Below are 15,985 nucleotides of genomic sequence, written 5' to 3'. Positions count from 1 at the left end.
CGGGCTCAGCTGAAACGAATGCGGGGGTCGACCAGGGTGTAGGAGATATCGGCCAGAATCAAACCGGCGATATAAAGCATCGATCCTAAAAACACCATGGCACGCACAATGGAAAAGTCCTGGGCATTGATGGCATCAATAGTGAAACTACCCAGACCCGGAATACCAAAAAAAGACTCGGAAATCAGACTACCCATGAACAACAAAGGCAAGGCCGATACGGTGCCCGTCAAAATGGGCAATAGCGCATTGGGCAACACGTGACGGAACAAAACTGTAGATTCGGTCAAGCCCTTGGAGCGCGCCGTACGAACATAGTCACGGCTGGCCTCCTCCAGGAACAGGCTGCGATAAAAACGCGATTCCGCCCCGATGCGTGACAAAATTCCCACCAGTACCGGCAAAACCAAAAAGCGCCAGTTATCCATCCCTTGCACCCAGCCCGAGAACGGCACCCAACGGAGCACCCGCGCAAACAGCCACTGCCCGGCAATGATGTAGAACAGCCCCGAAATGGACATCAGTACTACGCACAGCACGACGGCTGAAAAGTCCAGTCGGGTTCCCCGGAAAAACACCATCAGCAAGGCAAAGCTGATGCACACCCATAAACCCAAAAAGAAGGTGGGCAGGGCCAAGGCCAGACTGGGGCCCATGCGCTGTTTGATCTGATAGGCAATATCCTGCCCTTGATCAGACAAGCCAAAGTCCAGACGCAGCAAGGGAACCGAGCGTTCGTAGAAGATCGTGTCGGTCAACGCTTTGCTGCCCTCGGCTTGAGCGTTATAAAACAGCGGCTTGTTATATCCGCGCTCTGCCTTCCAGTTTTCAATCGCCGTCTGGCTGACGCGCTGCCCGCCAATGGACAAACGGGCCATATCATCGGGCGTATTCACGGCAAAAAACAGCACAAAGGTCAGCAGATTGACCCCGATCAGAATCAGCACGCCATACAGAATGCGCCGCAGCATATAGGAAAACATCAGTCTTTCTCCTTGCGCAAAGCCACACGGCGACGACGCGCCTGAGCCTGCGAGCGCACCACCCACGCCAGAATCAAAGCCAGCAAGCCCAACGGAATAGCAGGCCACCAGACGGGGCGATTCCAAAGGTCAATGCGCTCGACGCGCTGTTCAGGGTCGATACGGTAATACTGGATGCTGTCGCGCACCATCATGGACGGCTTGGCATTGCGTACCCAGCTTTGGTAGGCACCGCCCGCATTGGGGACATAGCCAAACATCCAGGGAGCATCGTGCTGAACCAAATGAATCATCTGCTGCACCACCGCCTGCTTGTCCGGGCCATCATTCAAAAAACGCATTTGCTCGTACAGACGATCAAACTCTGCACTTTGATAATTGGCAGCGTTTTCACCCCCAAAATCTTTCTTGGCTTGAGGGCCGTACAACAAGGTGAAAAAGTTTTCGGCATCCGGGTAGTCGGCTACCCAACCCCACAGGAATATCTGCGCCGCGCCACGCTTCATCTTGTCCTGAAAACGGTTGTAGTCGGTGGCACGTACTTCCAATTGCAGGCCCACTTGGGCTAATTGACGGCGCATCCAGTCCACCGTGGCATCCGAACCCATCCCCATCATGGAGTCGTAATACAGGATCAAGGGCTTACCGGTTCGACTGTCCCGTCCATCGGGATAACCGGCCTGCCGCAACAAATCACGGGCTTCGTCCAGGCTGCGGCGTTTCACCACACCATTGTCCCTGGTGTAGACATAAGGGTTGGCGCCCTGGGGCAAGGGCTGATAACCCGGCACGCCCGGCGGCAAGGGGCCATGCGCGGCTTGCCCTTGGTCATTCATGAAAATGGAGACGTACTGCTCCCAGTCGAACACAATGCTGATAGCCAAACGCAGCTTGCGGTTTTTCTCGAACTGCTCGGGTGTGTCGCCCTGGCCGACCACTGGGTCGTGCCAGTTAAAGCCCATATAAAACAATTGCGCTTCGGGAGCCGTACGCAATTGCAAACCGCGCTCCTGATACAGATTGGCTTTGTCGACGGAATCCTGTGCCGCTACGGTCATGGCCACGCCATACTCGCCCCGCTCCACCTGCGGAATGTCGTAATAACCTTGCAGGAACTTGCCCATCAAAGGTACGCCCTCTTTTTCCAAAGAGAACACCACTTTGTCCAGGAAAGGCATGGGTTTACCACAATCTTCCAGCAAACCGGCTACTTGATCACCCGGCTCGCCCACGCACGGGTAGGGCTCACCCCGGTAATTGGGGTTGCGGCTCAACACATGGCGGCGGTTGGTCAGGGACTCCGTCAGCATGAATGGGCCCGTACCCACCGGCCAACTATCCAGCGTCAGGTTGTGCTGTGCCATGCGTGGCTGGCTATAGAAACGCTCGGCCTCCCAAGCCATAGGAGCAGTAAAAGTCATGGCTAGCCAGTACTTGAACTGCGGATACTTGCCATTGACCTCAATACGCAGCGTGTGCTTGTCCAGGGCGCGCACACCCGGCAAGGTAAAGGGGCGCAAATCCAGCCATTGAGGACGCGGCTCCTGCTTGTCAATACGGGCCAGTTCTTCACTGAATTCCTTGAAGCCCCGGATATGCTCGGCCATCACCCCCAAGGCAGGCGAGGCCAAACGCGGACTGGCCAGACGCTTGAAGGCATAAACGTAATCGTGAGCCGTCAGCTCTCGCGAGCCGGTATGGGCAAAGTCGGCAATGCTAAAGGCGTCACTCAAATCCGGCGCCCGCATGGGGTAGTAACGGAACTCACCCTGCTCATCCAAGGCAAAGGCCGGATGTGGCTGAAAGCGAATGCCTTGCTTGATCGGAATGTCGTAACGGCTGATGGCCACCTGCTCACCCGGCGCATCGGCTGGCAGACGATGACCTTGCGCGTCCAGATACACCGGGTCTACCAGCTCGGCCGCCGTCTTGGGGATCAGGCGATACGGCCGATCCAGATAGTGGTAGCCGTACAGCGGCTCGTAAATCGAATAGGTAAATGGGGTCTCGTCACCGGAATAGGACAAAGCCGGATCCAGGTGATTGGGAGAACGAGTCGTGAATGCGCTGTACAGCGTGTTTTCCGCTGCGCTTTCTTCGTGATAAGGGCTGTTCACGGGCTTGGAGCAGGCTGCCAATCCGACACACAGCAGGGCCAGCCCGACCCACCGCCAAGGGCTTAACATTGCCCTTGCCGCCAGCAGTCATAGCGCCATTTCCATGGCGGCACAGGATTGGGTTCGGACCAGATGCCAACGCGCTCCTCTTGGGCTTCGCGCTCCAGCCCGTCAATGCGCGGGTCACGCAGGAAGCGGCCACGCTTTTCCCGGTTCGCCATTGCCATACCGGCACGCACCAGTTTCTGATTAGCGGTTTCACCATCGGCCAAGGGTACATCGCATACCGCACGACCATGGCGATCGCTCTCATAGCAAGACAGGGTCAATTGCTTGCCGGACACTAAATCCGACAAGAAGCGTCGCGAGGCCACCGCAAAGGGCTGGCCAGGGCGACGGCTGTCTTTCGTGGTTTCAGGGGCATCAATACTGGCCAGGCGCACACGCACCTGCTTGTTATTACTGGGCAGAATTGTCAGCGTATCGCCATCCGCCACCCGCACCACGCGCCCAGTCAACTCGAAGTGTTGAGCCTGAACAGGCAAGGCCCAGACAGCCATCACAGCCGCCATGCCAGCACAAACGGCTGTGCGCCGAGTCAAAGAAGAAAAGCCGGACAGGGAAAACACAGTCATGATGCGGACAACACTCCAGGCGAGTAGCAGAAACTAGGCTAACAAATTATAGATACTGCGCACCGCCTGTCCAGAGCAATGTCCCTAGTAGGCAGGCCCGCGTCAAGACGCTTGCAGGCGGGGCCAGCTGCGGTGCAAATACCAGCAAGCCTGCTCCACGCCCTCCACCCCGAATACGGCAGCGGGCCCTTGTTGTAAACGATGAGTCGTGAACAAGTCTGCGACGGCATCGGGTGCTACTTGGCGCATCAAGCAGGATTGATACAGGGTAAGCAGTTTTTGCGTCCAGACACGGCCGCCAGCCTGGGAGACTGCGCTCAACACCTCCTGCGCCGCCTGCCCCAGTTCCGCATCATCCCCCGTGCGGGCACGCAAGTCCGCCTGCAAGGCCTCCCATACGCCTTCCTGACTCAAGGCGCGCTGCACATCCAGGCACATCACATTGCCTGAGCCTTCCCAAATGGAATTGACGGGAGCCTCGCGCAACAAGCGCGGCATGGGGCCATCCTCGATATAACCGTTGCCGCCCCAGGTTTCCATGGCTTCGGCACACAGGGCGATGGCCCGACGGCATACCCAGAACTTGGCGGCTGGAGCCAGGACACGCAACACGGACTGCGCGACAGGATCGTTGACCCGCTCTTGCAGGTCCACCAGAAACAGGGCCAGATGGGTGGCGGCTTCGCTTTCCAGACTCATATCCAGCAATACCGCCTGCATCATGGGCTGATCGATCAATTGTTTACCAAAGCAGCGTCGATGCTGGCAGTAGTGCAAAGATTGCACCAACGCCTGGCGCATCAGGGCCGCACTGCCCAGCACGCAATCAATACGGGTACGAGCTGCCATTGCTGCCAACAAAGCAATACCACGACCGGCCTGGCCCACACGCCAGGCCAGAGCGCCATCAAAATCAATCTCGGCACTGGCATTGGAACGATTACCCAACTTATCTTTCAGCCTGCGTATATAGCGGCGATTCAAACCGTCTTCGGTATAGCGCGGCATCAGGAAGCAGGAGAACTGCTCGTGCTCACGGGCCAGCACCAGATGTCCGTCCGCTTGTGGCACAGATAAAAACCATTTATGGCCATAAACACGAAAAGCCTGCCCATCGGGGTGCGCTTCGGTGGTGCAACCACGCAGATCAGAGCCGCCCTGCCTTTCTGTCATGCCCATGCCCAGCAGCACACTGCTCTTTTCTACCATCTGTTGGCTGGACGAATCGTACTGATTGATATCCAGCTTGGCCGCCCACTCCTGAAACGGGTCAGACTGCAATAAAGGCGCAGCGGCGCGCGTCATGGTCAAGGGACACAAAGTACCCGCCTCGATCTGACCATGCAGGTAAAAACCCATGGCCCGTAGCAGGTGCTGGCCGGGCTGGGGCTGATGGGGCCAGATATGCAAGCCCTGCTCCATGCCCAGGCTCAGCAAATGATGCCAGGCGGGATGAAAATCCACTTGGTCAATTCGCTGCCCTTGAGCAGACCAACCTCGCCATTGCGGCGGCTGCCGATTGGCCAAGGCTCCTTGCTCACGCCAATAGGCAGAGCCCAGTTTCTGACCATAGTCGGCCAGACTTTGCCGGGCCTCTTGGCAGGCCAATTGAGATTGCCAATGTTGTAGGGCCGGATCCTCGCCAAACAGATCATCATCCATCAAATCCGGCACCTGATTCTGTAACTGCTGTTCCAGAGCCATCTCGCCTCCTTGATTTCGGCCTTGTCGCTCTTTGCTTCAGGCTAGAGCCATTTGGCCTTTTTGAATTTCCAGTACAAAAATCCGCACACGCTGCCCATCAAGCCCAAGGCCAGGGGGTAACCCAGCGTCCACTCCAGTTCCGGCATGTACTTGAAGTTCATGCCATAAATCCCCGCCACGGCAGTTGGCACGGCCAGGATAGCGGCCCAAGCGGCCAGCTTGCGGGTGGTATCGGTTTGCTGCATCTGCCCGATCATCAACCCGCCTTCAAAGGCAAAAGCCAGGGCTTGTCGCTGACTATTAATAAACTCGGCCGTGCGCGCAATACGGTCTGAAACCTCAGCAAAATAGGCCCTGCTTTCCGCATCGACATATTCAAGTTCGATACGCGACAAGCGACGCGTCAATTCGGCCAGCGGCGACACCGCCGTATGGACACGCAGCAAGTCGCGCCGTAAGCGATAAATACGCCGTACATCGTTTTCCTTGAAACCTCGAATCAGGAATTGCTGCTCAATGGCTTCTACGGCTTTTTCGGTTTGCTCCAACGAAGTCTGATACTGGTCCACAATCAAGTCCAGCAGCTCCGAGGCCACAAAGTCGCTGCCCCGCGCCAGCAAAGCGGGCGTACTTTCCAGGCGGGCGCGCAAGGGCAGGTAATTGCTGTTGGAACCACGGCGCACCGTCAGCAACAAACCGTGGGCAATCAAAATCTGTGTCGTACCCAACAGCGGGCGCAAATCCTTCAGGCCCAGCGTCACCGCAACCACAATCAGGCAATTACTGAACTCCAGCAGCTTGGGACGGCGATGAGGAGCAATCAATTCTTCAACAGCATTGTCTGGCAGACCCAGTTGCGCCCCCACCTCGCGCAAGGTGGCCTCACTGGGGTCTTTCAAGCCAATCCAGATAAAACCATCCTGCAAGGGGTCATGCGCAGCAAGGTGATGAATATCCAAAACCTGAGCTGGCTGGCCAGACTGATAGCGATACGCGGCCACCACAACATCTTGTGCCTCTGGTGGGACCGGAGCTATTTCTTGCATGCTGTCTCCTTACAGACAAAGCGCGTTTTTTTGTTCGATAATAGCACTGGCCTGCCTGCGCGCTGCGACGGCAGCGACTTGCAAGGAAAGACATGAAATCACGATCCATCCTGTGCCTGGGCGCACTGATTCTGGCTCTGGGCGTCGGCCTGGGCGCGTTTGGTGCTCACGCCTTGCGTGCCATGGTTGACGCATCGGCCCTGGCGACCTGGCATACCGCCGTGCTGTATCAATTACTACATGGCCTGGGCCTGCTGCTGATTGCCGCGTTAGGCTCGCAGCTAAATACAGTCTGGCAATCCCGCAGCGCCATTCTGATGCTGGCTGGCGTGCTGATTTTTAGCGGCAGCTTGTACATTCTGGTGCTCAGCGGCGTGAAATGGCTGGGGGCTATTACCCCTCTTGGCGGGGTGGCCATGATCCTGGCCTGGCTCTTTCTGGCAATAGCCGCCTGGCGTGGCAAGGACACCTGACCCCAGAGCCTAGGCCTTCGTATAATGGGGCGCATCGTGTGCTTAACAGGAGCGCCCCGTGTCTGATTCCGCTTTTTCTTTACGCGAATTTACCCGCCAACTGCCCAAGGCTGAACTGCACCTTCATATTGAAGGCACGCTGGAACCGGACTTGATTTTCAAGCTGGCCCAGCGCAATCACATTACGCTGCCCTATCCCGATCAGGCCAGCCTGCAAGCCGCCTATCAGTTCACCGATCTACAGTCCTTTCTGGACCTGTATTACGCAGGGGCCGGCGTCCTGATCACCGAGCAGGATTTCTTTGACATGACTTGGGCCTACTTTCTACGCGCCCAGGCCGATGGCATTGTCCATACGGAAATCATGTTTGACCCGCAAACACACACCGCACGCGGGATTGCCATGGAAACCGTGTTTGCCGGAATTGCCCGCGCCGCCCGCCAGGCCAAGTCCGAGCTGGGTATCAGTAGCTATCTGATCTTGAGTTTCCTGCGTCACTTGAGCCAAGCCGATGCTTTTGCCACGTTGGACGCCGCCCTGCCCTTACGTAATCAGTATTCCGACCTATGGATTGCGATTGGCCTGGACTCCTCGGAAAAAGGCAACCCGCCCGCCAAATTCGAGAAGGTCTATGCCCGTTGCCGAGAGCTGGGTTTCCGGCTGGTCGCCCATGCCGGTGAAGAAGGCCCGGCCAGCTATGTCCGCGATGCCCTGCAACTGCTGAACGTGGAACGCATCGATCATGGCGTCCGCAGCCAGGACGACCTGGCCCTGATGCAATACTTGGCCGACCACGCCATTTCCTTGACAGTCTGTCCCCTGTCCAACATCAAGCTCAAGGTTTTTGACAGCCTGCACCAGCACAACTTGAAGCACTTGCTGGATCGCGGCCTGAATGTCTGCGTGAACTCGGACGACCCGGCCTATTTTGGCGGCTACCTACTGGACAACTATATGCAAAGCGCCCAGGCCCTGAATCTGCAGCAGGCTGATTTGCGTACCCTGGCAGCCAATAGCCTGCGCTCCTCCTTTTTACCCAAGGAGCAAAAACAGACCTGGTTAAACAAGCTGGAGCAGATTCCCGGCAATGACTAAGTCCGCGCTGCATCTGCCAAGAGCCTTCTTTGCCCGCGATCCACGTTACGTCGCCCTGGAATTGCTGGGCAAAACCCTGGTTTTGAATGACGAACGCGGCAGGCGCTGTGCCACCATTGTGGAAACCGAGGCTTATTTGGGCCCTCAAGATCAGGCTGCCCACAGCCGGCGCGGCATTACCGAGCGCACACGGCTGATGTTTGGCCCGGCTGGCTATGCCTACGTGTATTTGATTTATGGCCTGCACCACTGCATGAATATCGTCAGTGGCATGCCGGGCGACGGCACAGCCGTCTTGCTGCGGGCAGCGCAATGGACCTGGCCCCAGGATGGCCCCTCCCTGTCTGGCCCGGGGCGTCTGTGCAAAGGACTGGGTATCGACAAGGCCTATAACGGTGCCGATGCGTGCGCCCCTACCTTGCATCTACTGGACGCTCCTGCTCTGCCGCCAGAGCAAATCCTGATCGGCCCACGTATTGGCGTGGACTATGCAGGAACCTGGGCCAAGGCCCCCCTGCGCTACTCGATTGCCCGGCATCCGCAGGTATCGGTCAAGCCGGGCAAAACCACCACAAAACGCAGTGTCAAAGGCCTTAAACGCCCCGCGTAGAACAGGTATTATTAATCCTTCACGCTGAATGCGTATCAGCTGCTTTTAAGGATTTCTCATGCGACTCTCCGTACTACTTAGCGTCCTTCCCGCCGTTTTGCTGGCAGCTTGCACGGCCACGGGTAATAGCGCACAAACAAGCTCGACCTCTTCGTTCAGCGACGCCCCTGTTGGCCTGTGCAATGCGGACGCCTTGAGCCCTGCTGGCCAGACCGCCAGCCAAAGCCAGGTCGAGCGCCTTGTTAAACAAGCCGGTGCTGCGAAAGCTCGCGTACTGGCCCCAGACCGCATGTACACCACCGACTACGACCCAAGCCGCCTGAACATCCGCGTAGACGAACAAAACAACATTATTTCTGTTTACTGCGGCTGATCCCCAATGACTCACGACCAAAGCCAACATTTGCTGGACACGCTGTTCGCCCCCTGGGTGCAAGCCCTGAAGCTGCGCGTAGAAAACCTGGGCGAAGACGGCGTTGTATTGCGCCTGCCTTTCTCGGATCAACTGACACACGTGGCCGGCGTGGTTTGCGGTCAGGTCTATATGGCTGCGGCCGATACCGCCATGGTGCTGGCCGTCAGCCAAAGCCTGGGCGAGTTTCGCCCCATGACCACGGTTTCGCTGAACACCAGTTTTGTACGCCCGGTCAGCCAAGGAGATGTGCTGGTTCACGCCCAAGTACTGAAACGTGGCAAAAGCATGGTCTTTGGTGATATCAAACTGCTGGACGAACAAGGCAAGCTGGTGGCTCACGCCACCACCACCTACGCCCTGTTACCAGGCTGACTTTGCCCGGAACTGCCGCTTGCTTAGCAAGACAGACTCTGACACAAAACAGTGCGCCCAACGGTTTGTCAGAGCAGGCTTTGCCCGACTATCATCGTCATAGCACATGTGCCCCAGCCTAGCCGTGGGGCCGTTACCCCGCCCGATTCCTTGTTGATCGCTTTACTGGAGAAGTTCAAATGGCAAAAGTCCTGGTTCTCTATTACTCCGCCTATGGCCACGTAGAAAAAATGGCTCAAGCGGTAGCCGAAGGTGCACAAAGCGCTGGCGCGACGGTGGACATCAAGCGTGTCCCCGAACTGGTCCCGGAAGCGGTGGCCCAAAAAGCGAATTTCAAGCTGGATCAAGACGCTCCGGTCGCCACCATTGCCGACCTGGAAAACTACGACGCCATTATTGTGGGCACCGGTACCCGTTTCGGACGCATCAGCTCGCAAATGGCCAGTTTTCTGGATCAGGCCGGTGGTCTGTGGGCGCGTGGCGCACTCAATGGCAAGGTAGGCGGTGCCTTTACCTCTACCGCCACCCAACACGGTGGGCAGGAGCTGACGCTGCTGTCCATTATTCATAACCTGATGCACTTTGGCATGATCGTGGTGGGCCTGCCCTACAGCTTTGCAGGCCAGACCCTGATCAATGAAGTCACTGGCGGCAGCCCTTACGGTGCCTCCACCATTGCCGGTGGCGATGGTTCGCGTCAGCCCAGCCAGAACGAACTGGACGGCGCGCGCTACCAGGGCCGCCATATCGCTGAAATTGCAATCAAGCTGAAAGGCTAAAACGGAGTACACAGATGGGCATGATGATAGATGGACAATGGCATAGCAACGAGCCTGTCAGCAGCACTCAGTCCGATACCTTTCAACGTGCCCAATCTGCCTTCCGGGACTGGATTACGGCCGATGGCGGCCCCGGCCCGGACGGCCAGGCAGCGCAGCCTGCCCAGGCCAACCGCTATCACCTGTATGTTTCGCTGGCCTGCCCCTGGGCACATCGCACCTTGATCATGCGCGAACTAAAGGGGCTGCAAAAGCTGATTTCGGTCTCGGTGGTGAACCCCATCATGGACAATCAAGGCTGGACCTTTGAACCGGCCGATGGCGTGGTGCCGGACCCAGTCATGGATGCTCAATTCCTGCATCAGCTCTATGCCAAGGCAGACCCACAATTTACCGGGCGCGTTACCGTCCCCGTGCTGTGGGACAAGCAGCGCGGCACGATCATCAATAATGAGTCGGCCGAGATCATGCGTATTTTCAATAGCGCATTCGATACCTTGGGGGCGCGCAGTCTGGATATGGCACCTGCCGAGCTGCTGGGTGAAATCGACCAGATCAATGCCCATGTCTATGACACCGTCAATAACGGAGTCTACAAAGCAGGTTTTGCCCGCTCACAAGCGGCCTACGACACCGCGGTTCACGCCCTGTTTGACAGCCTGGATGGACTGGAAGCCCGCCTGAGCCAGCAACGCTATCTGGTCGGTACGCAACTGACCGAGGCCGACTGGCGACTGTTTACCACCTTGATTCGCTTTGATCCCGTTTATGTCGGCCACTTCAAATGTAATCTGCGCCGTCTGATTGATTATCCGAATCTATGGAATTACATGCTGGAGCTGTACCAAATGCCCGGCGTGGCCAGCACGTTCAACCTGGATCACATCAAGATCCACTACTACCGCAGCCATCATCAACTGAACCCGAGCGGTATCGTGCCGGCCGGCCCGGTGCTGGACCTGAACGGGCCCCACGGACGCGGTCATTTGCCGGTCCAGCCAGGGCCCTTGCATATCGGTCTTCAGTAACCGGGACGATCAAAAATATCGGGATTGAGCAAGATGGAGCGGTCTACCTGATTGATATCGGTACGACCGCAAAAAGCCATGGATACATCCAGCTCATTGGCCATCAGTTTCAGTAGGCGGGCCACCCCCGCCTGACCTGCTGCACCCAAGGCATACAGGAAAGCACGGCCAATCATGGCGCCTTGGGCACCCAGGGCTCGGGCGCGCAACACATCCTGACCACTGCGGATTCCCCCATCGACCAGCACCTCAATCTTGTCGCCCACCGCCTTGCTGATCGCAGGCAGGCAGGAAATTGATGACGGTGCGCCATCCAACTGACGGCCACCGTGATTGGACACGATCAAGGCATCGGCGCCGCTATCGACGGCGTAACGGGCATCGTCCGCATCCATAATGCCTTTCACAATCAGCTTTCCGCCCCAGGCATTCTTGATCCACTCAATGTCTTTCCAGTTCAAGGTCGGGTCGAACTGCTCGGCAGTCCAGGTCGACAAGGAGCGCAGATCCGACACGCCCTTGGCGTGACCGACGATATTGCCAAAGCTGCGACGGTGCGTACGCAACATATTGCGGCACCAATAAGGCTTGGTCGCCAGATTCAGCAAATTAGGAATGGTCAGACGCGGGGGTGTGGTCAGGCCATTTTTGATGTCCTTGTGACGCTGGCCCAGCACTTGCAAATCCAAGGTCAACACCAAAGCCGAGCAATTGGCGGCTTTGGCACGCGCGATCAGGTTCTCAATAAAGCTGCGATCACGCATCACATAAAGCTGAAACCAGAACGGGGCGCGGGTCGCCTGAGCCACATCTTCCAGCGAGCACACGCTCATGGTGGACAGGGTGAAAGGAATGCCAAAATCCCGTGCGGCCAAGGCTGCCAGCATTTCGCCATCAGCATGCTGCATACCCGTCAGACCAGTGGGAGAAATTGCCACGGGCATGGCCACATCCTGACCCAAGAGCTTGGTCTTGAGGCTGCGATGGTCAATATCTACCGCCACGCGCTGTTTGAATTTCAGTTTGTGAAAATCCTGCTCGTTCGCATGATACGTTCCCTGCGTCCAGGAGCCGGAATCAGCGTAGTCATAAAACATCTTGGGCACGCGGCGTTTAGCCGCCAGGCGGAAATCTTCAGTGCAGGTAATTTTCGACAGATCCATGACATTGGGCTCCAAAACAATGGCGTAATAATGCGGCTTTGTTTCCTGTGGGGCAAGTCATCCGAAGCAGACTGTTCGAAGTTTCTTCCTTCTCTATTTTTCTGCGTGAGCCCAATCATGAACGTGACCAGTCCCGGGCAGGGCTACAAGCCTTGCGCCTGGCGGCTTTCCAGCGTTTCCCTATACCGAGAAATCCAAAAAGAGACTATTTTGCTAAAAAGAACAGATATTTTGGTGACAAGTCAAAATGGTCGTGCTATAGTTCTACTTCTTTAGCGGCTGTAGCTCAGTTGGATAGAGTACTTGGCTACGAACCAAGGGGTCGTGGGTTCGAATCCTGCCAGCCGCGCCATATTCAGTAAAAAAGCCATTTCTTCGGAAATGGCTTTTTTGCTTTCTGCTCGGATATCAGGCGGCAAAAAGTTTCACTACACGGCCGAACGGCACTCATGCCTGCACCCACAACAACAACAACAACAACAACAACAACAACAACAACAACAACAACAACAACAACAACAACAACAACAACACGAGCAGGATTAAACAAAAAAATGAGCACTACCGGTCATGGCTTTATATAGCCAGGAACGGCTCCTTCACAGCCTTATCGTCTTTCTGACAACGCAATACCTGCAGCATCCCCAAACCCGTCGTGCACCCATGCCGTCACGGGAACGGCATAGCTCCATCCACCCGCTTTCCACCAGCATTCTGCAAACCACGCTTTGATGGTATTGGCGGCAATACTCAGGCCGTCAAACGCTCCAGCGAGGAGATAGTCCTCGTCAAAGGCATCCGCAGCTTAAAAACACTACACAGTGTCAGGTTAAATTCGCCTCACCTTGCGTCACAACCCCGCCAACACCTTATCTTCTGGTCTTTTCAGAAAAATTTTGCCTTTATTTCAAGAAAAACGCTTTTTAGGCTTGTCATCCAGATAAATAATCTGCTATAGTTTCACTTCTTTAGCGGCTGTAGCTCAGTTGGATAGAGTACTTGGCTACGAACCAAGGGGTCGTGAGTTCGAATCTTGCCAGCCGCGCCATATTCAAGTTGGTTTCTTTACTGAAATTAACGACCAGAGTTAGAACTCGTGGGATAAAACCCAATGGATGAGACTCTGAAAAGATCAGCCCTGATGACATTGTCATCAGGGCTTTTTCTTTGCCTCCCGCTTTCTTTTCTCCCCCCACTACTCACCCACCAACAGATCAAATCCCTGTCACCGAAAACCGGGCACAATATCTATTGCACTTACTTGCCCCCCAAGGGCCTGAATCGTACAGGGCCAAGCGGTGTAAAGTAGCGACTTCCGCCAGATAGGACCTCCCCGCCCCTGCCAGCCCACACAATCTGCGCGGACCTCTTCTTATTCGACAGGATTGACCATGTTTGAGCGCACAAAACTTCTTTTGCCTTTAGCGGCCCTCCTTCTGGCCAGCACCAATAGCTACGCCCGGGACAGCAGCCCTGCCATTCAACTGGCCCAAATGGGCGGAGCCATGCATGCTGCCGCCGAAGTGTGCGGTGACTACAGCCAGGCCCAGCTTGATGAGATGAAAAAACAGCAGAAATCCTCCATTCAAAGCATGGGGCTCAATGACGAGGACTTTGACAAAGCTTTTGAGCAAGGTGTGGACCGGGGTCGTCAGGATCTACAGAAAGCCACAGCCGAACAACGCCAGCAAATGTGCGAGCAGTTGCGCTCCGGCCCCAAGTTCTGAGCTCACCCTACCCAACAAGAAAGCGCTCTGGCCCGCAAGGAACCAGAGCGCTTTTTTACTGCCTGCGCTAAAACTGAAAGGGTTTACAGCGCTTTGACCATGTCTTCGATGGTCTTTTTGGCATCGCCAAACACCATCATGGTCTTGTCCATATAGAACAGTTCGTTATCCAGACCGGCATAACCAGCAGCCATGGAACGCTTGTTCACGATCACGGTTCGAGCTTTGTAGGCCTCCAAAATTGGCATACCCGCAATCGGCGAAGCCGGATCGTTTTTAGCCGCTGGGTTGACCACATCGTTGGCCCCCAGCACCAGCACCACATCGGTCTGAGCAAACTCGCTATTGATGTCGTCCATTTCAAAGACTTGCTCGTAAGGCATTTCCGCCTCGGCCAGCAAGACGTTCATATGGCCAGGCATACGACCGGCCACCGGATGAATGGCGTAGCGCACATTCACACCCTGGCTGGTCAGCTTGTCCGACAGCTCTTTCAAGGCGTGTTGAGCACGAGCCACGGCCAAACCGTAACCGGGCACAATCACCACGGACTCAGCATTGCTCATCATGAACGCGGCATCTTCAGCACTACCGGATTTCACTGAACGACTGCCCTGATCCGCAGCACCCGCAGCCGCTTCCGGATTGGCACCAAAACCGCCCAGGATCACGTTGAAGAAGGCACGGTTCATGGCCTTGCACATGATGTAGGACAGAATCGCACCGGAGGAGCCCACCAGCGAACCGGCGATGATCAGCATGGAGTTGTTCAGGGAGAAACCAATCCCTGCGGCCGCCCAGCCCGAGTAGCTGTTCAGCATGGACACCACCACGGGCATGTCTGCCCCGCCAATCGGGATGATCAGCATCACGCCCAGCAGGAAGGACAAGGCCAGCAGCACGCCAAAGGCCCACCATGCCTGGGTCATCACAAAGATCACACCGCAAGCCAGGGCCAACAGCCCCAGCAGCAGGTTCAGCATGTGCTGACCTTTGAAGGTGACAGGTGCGCCCTGGAACAGTCGAAACTTGTACTTGCCCGACAGCTTGCCAAACGCGATCACCGAACCGGAGAAGGTAATGGCACCGACCAGCGCGCCCAAAGCCAGCTCCACACGGTTACCCATAGGCAGAGCCACCTCGGCCGATCCAATCCCGAAGGCCACCGGCTCCAGCACCACGGCAATCGCAATGGCCACCGCAGCCAGACCAATCATGCTGTGCATGAAGGCCACCAGTTCCGGCATCTTGGTCATCTCGACACGACGCGCCATGACGGTGCCCAGCACACCACCAATCACCAAACCAATCAGAACCCGCAGCAGGCCAGAGAGCTCTTTACCTTCAGGGGCCAGGCTATAAATAAGCACAGCGGTAGTGGCAATGGCCAAGGCCATCCCCACCATGCCGAACAAGTTGCCACGACGCGAGCTGGCCGGATGCGACAAGCCTTTCAGGGCCTGAATGAAACACACCGAGGCCAGCAAATAGCACAAGGTAACGGTATTCATGGAAATCATGACTGCCCTTCCTTGGGCGTATTTTTAGCGCCCTTCTTTTTGAACATTTCCAACATGCGGCGGGTTACCAGGAAACCACCAAACACGTTGACCGAGGCCAGCGCGGTGGCAATAATGCCCATCGCCTGCGCCCAAGGGCTTTCGGTCAGGGCCGCTGCCAACATCCCGCCCACAATAATGATGGCCGAGATCGCGTTGGTCACCGCCATCAAGGGCGTGTGCAAAGCGGGTGTCACTGTCCAGACCACGTGGTACCCCACGTAGATGGCCAGCACAAAGATGATCAGGTTAATGACCAGGGGAGAAATAATATCCAT

General features: G+C 56.4%; 17 protein-coding genes and 2 tRNA genes. 11 read left to right on the top strand and 8 right to left on the bottom strand.

Features of this window, described 5'->3' with window-relative positions; translation table 11 throughout:
* Positions 1-5: 5 nt before the first annotated feature.
* The 5 genes from LNA76_RS11960 to LNA76_RS11940 all read right to left on the bottom strand — a co-directional run bounded on the left by LNA76_RS11960 (position 6) and on the right by LNA76_RS11940 (position 6,485).
* On the bottom strand, positions 6-983 hold the full coding sequence (locus tag LNA76_RS11960) for an ABC transporter permease (RefSeq protein WP_230019140.1): 978 nt from the start codon (positions 981-983) through the stop codon (positions 6-8).
* On the bottom strand, positions 983-3,169 hold the full coding sequence (locus tag LNA76_RS11955; RefSeq protein ID WP_230019139.1) for an ABC transporter substrate-binding protein: 2,187 nt from the start codon (positions 3,167-3,169) through the stop codon (positions 983-985). Before LNA76_RS11955 ends, LNA76_RS11960 begins: the two co-directional genes overlap by 1 nt.
* Entirely contained in the window at positions 3,163-3,735 is a 573-nt protein-coding gene (locus LNA76_RS11950; protein ID WP_230019138.1) for a thermonuclease family protein, read from the bottom strand. The genes LNA76_RS11955 and LNA76_RS11950 overlap by 7 nt, the downstream gene beginning before the upstream one ends.
* A 102-nt stretch (positions 3,736-3,837) precedes the next feature.
* Positions 3,838-5,439, bottom strand: coding sequence for an acyl-CoA dehydrogenase family protein (locus tag LNA76_RS11945; protein ID WP_094195927.1), 1,602 nt, complete (start codon positions 5,437-5,439; stop codon positions 3,838-3,840).
* 41 nt (positions 5,440-5,480) lie between these two features.
* Positions 5,481-6,485, bottom strand: a complete 1,005-nt coding sequence (locus LNA76_RS11940; protein ID WP_230019137.1) for a magnesium and cobalt transport protein CorA — start codon at positions 6,483-6,485, stop codon at positions 5,481-5,483.
* Between the two features lie 92 nt (positions 6,486-6,577).
* Between LNA76_RS11940 and LNA76_RS11935 the strand changes: the two genes are divergently transcribed.
* The 7 genes from LNA76_RS11935 to LNA76_RS11905 all read left to right on the top strand — a co-directional run bounded on the left by LNA76_RS11935 (position 6,578) and on the right by LNA76_RS11905 (position 11,258).
* Positions 6,578-6,958: a DUF423 domain-containing protein gene (locus LNA76_RS11935; RefSeq protein ID WP_230019136.1), complete on the top strand. Its 381-nt coding sequence runs from the start codon at positions 6,578-6,580 to the stop codon at positions 6,956-6,958.
* 58 nt (positions 6,959-7,016) lie between these two features.
* On the top strand, positions 7,017-8,054 hold the full coding sequence (locus tag LNA76_RS11930; RefSeq protein ID WP_230019135.1) for an adenosine deaminase: 1,038 nt from the start codon (positions 7,017-7,019) through the stop codon (positions 8,052-8,054).
* Positions 8,047-8,664, top strand: coding sequence for a DNA-3-methyladenine glycosylase (locus LNA76_RS11925; protein ID WP_108727935.1), 618 nt, complete (start codon positions 8,047-8,049; stop codon positions 8,662-8,664). Before LNA76_RS11930 ends, LNA76_RS11925 begins: the two co-directional genes overlap by 8 nt.
* A gap of 58 nt (positions 8,665-8,722) precedes the next feature.
* Complete coding sequence (locus tag LNA76_RS11920) at positions 8,723-9,037, top strand: I78 family peptidase inhibitor (protein WP_094195922.1); 315 nt, start codon at positions 8,723-8,725, stop codon at positions 9,035-9,037.
* 6 nt (positions 9,038-9,043) lie between these two features.
* On the top strand, positions 9,044-9,451 hold the full coding sequence (locus tag LNA76_RS11915) for a PaaI family thioesterase (RefSeq protein WP_230019134.1): 408 nt from the start codon (positions 9,044-9,046) through the stop codon (positions 9,449-9,451).
* 179 nt (positions 9,452-9,630) lie between these two features.
* Positions 9,631-10,230, top strand: a complete 600-nt coding sequence (gene wrbA, locus LNA76_RS11910; RefSeq protein WP_094195920.1) for an NAD(P)H:quinone oxidoreductase — start codon at positions 9,631-9,633, stop codon at positions 10,228-10,230.
* A gap of 14 nt (positions 10,231-10,244) precedes the next feature.
* Entirely contained in the window at positions 10,245-11,258 is a 1,014-nt protein-coding gene (locus LNA76_RS11905) for a glutathione S-transferase family protein (protein ID WP_230019133.1), read from the top strand.
* Here LNA76_RS11905 and LNA76_RS11900 read toward each other — a convergent pair.
* Positions 11,252-12,421, bottom strand: a complete 1,170-nt coding sequence (locus LNA76_RS11900) for an alpha-hydroxy acid oxidase (protein WP_094195918.1) — start codon at positions 12,419-12,421, stop codon at positions 11,252-11,254. The genes LNA76_RS11905 and LNA76_RS11900 overlap by 7 nt on opposite strands.
* Positions 12,422-12,696: 275 nt before the next feature.
* Between LNA76_RS11900 and LNA76_RS11895 the strand changes: the two genes are divergently transcribed.
* From LNA76_RS11895 to LNA76_RS11880, 4 genes are all read left to right on the top strand, one after another.
* Positions 12,697-12,773 (top strand) — tRNA-Arg (locus LNA76_RS11895).
* Positions 12,746-12,967, top strand: a complete 222-nt coding sequence (locus tag LNA76_RS11890; protein WP_230019132.1) for a hypothetical protein — start codon at positions 12,746-12,748, stop codon at positions 12,965-12,967. Before LNA76_RS11895 ends, LNA76_RS11890 begins: the two co-directional genes overlap by 28 nt.
* Before the next feature lie 425 nt (positions 12,968-13,392).
* Positions 13,393-13,469, top strand: a tRNA-Arg gene (locus LNA76_RS11885).
* 343 nt (positions 13,470-13,812) lie between these two features.
* The gene (locus tag LNA76_RS11880) at positions 13,813-14,148 is read left to right on the top strand and encodes a hypothetical protein (protein WP_108727938.1); all 336 of its coding nucleotides are present in this window, start codon (positions 13,813-13,815) and stop codon (positions 14,146-14,148) included.
* An 83-nt stretch (positions 14,149-14,231) separates the two neighbouring features.
* Here the strand turns inward: LNA76_RS11880 and LNA76_RS11875 are convergent, their stop codons facing one another.
* On the bottom strand, positions 14,232-15,668 hold the full coding sequence (locus LNA76_RS11875; protein WP_094195916.1) for an NAD(P)(+) transhydrogenase (Re/Si-specific) subunit beta: 1,437 nt from the start codon (positions 15,666-15,668) through the stop codon (positions 14,232-14,234).
* Positions 15,665-15,985: an NAD(P) transhydrogenase subunit alpha gene (locus LNA76_RS11870; RefSeq protein WP_009457776.1), complete on the bottom strand. Its 321-nt coding sequence runs from the start codon at positions 15,983-15,985 to the stop codon at positions 15,665-15,667. The genes LNA76_RS11875 and LNA76_RS11870 overlap by 4 nt, the downstream gene beginning before the upstream one ends.

Origin of the sequence: Alcaligenes sp. MMA, assembly GCF_020907215.1 — a bacterium.
Taxonomy (GTDB): Bacteria; Pseudomonadota; Gammaproteobacteria; order Burkholderiales; family Burkholderiaceae_B; genus Alcaligenes; species Alcaligenes aquatilis.
The sequence above is the reverse complement of the archived record's forward strand: the minus strand, read 5'-3'. Positions and strand labels throughout refer to the sequence as shown.

Excerpts from the sequence above, each read along its gene's own strand:
- LNA76_RS11960 (WP_230019140.1), bottom strand. The coding sequence starts at position 983 with ATGTTTTCCTATATGCTGCGGCGCATTCTGTATGGCGTGCTGATTCTG.
- LNA76_RS11955 (WP_230019139.1), bottom strand. The coding sequence starts at position 3,169 with ATGTTAAGCCCTTGGCGGTGGGTCGGGCTGGCCCTGCTGTGTGTCGGA.
- LNA76_RS11950 (WP_230019138.1), bottom strand. The coding sequence starts at position 3,735 with ATGACTGTGTTTTCCCTGTCCGGCTTTTCTTCTTTGACTCGGCGCACA.
- LNA76_RS11945 (WP_094195927.1), bottom strand. The coding sequence starts at position 5,439 with ATGGCTCTGGAACAGCAGTTACAGAATCAGGTGCCGGATTTGATGGAT.
- LNA76_RS11940 (WP_230019137.1), bottom strand. The coding sequence starts at position 6,485 with ATGCAAGAAATAGCTCCGGTCCCACCAGAGGCACAAGATGTTGTGGTG.
- LNA76_RS11935 (WP_230019136.1), top strand. The coding sequence starts at position 6,578 with ATGAAATCACGATCCATCCTGTGCCTGGGCGCACTGATTCTGGCTCTG.
- LNA76_RS11925 (WP_108727935.1), top strand. The coding sequence starts at position 8,047 with ATGACTAAGTCCGCGCTGCATCTGCCAAGAGCCTTCTTTGCCCGCGAT.
- LNA76_RS11920 (WP_094195922.1), top strand. The coding sequence starts at position 8,723 with ATGCGACTCTCCGTACTACTTAGCGTCCTTCCCGCCGTTTTGCTGGCA.
- LNA76_RS11915 (WP_230019134.1), top strand. The coding sequence starts at position 9,044 with ATGACTCACGACCAAAGCCAACATTTGCTGGACACGCTGTTCGCCCCC.
- wrbA (WP_094195920.1), top strand. The coding sequence starts at position 9,631 with ATGGCAAAAGTCCTGGTTCTCTATTACTCCGCCTATGGCCACGTAGAA.
- LNA76_RS11905 (WP_230019133.1), top strand. The coding sequence starts at position 10,245 with ATGGGCATGATGATAGATGGACAATGGCATAGCAACGAGCCTGTCAGC.
- LNA76_RS11900 (WP_094195918.1), bottom strand. The coding sequence starts at position 12,421 with ATGGATCTGTCGAAAATTACCTGCACTGAAGATTTCCGCCTGGCGGCT.
- LNA76_RS11880 (WP_108727938.1), top strand. The coding sequence starts at position 13,813 with ATGTTTGAGCGCACAAAACTTCTTTTGCCTTTAGCGGCCCTCCTTCTG.
- LNA76_RS11875 (WP_094195916.1), bottom strand. The coding sequence starts at position 15,668 with ATGATTTCCATGAATACCGTTACCTTGTGCTATTTGCTGGCCTCGGTG.
- LNA76_RS11870 (WP_009457776.1), bottom strand. The coding sequence starts at position 15,985 with ATGGATATTATTTCTCCCCTGGTCATTAACCTGATCATCTTTGTGCTG.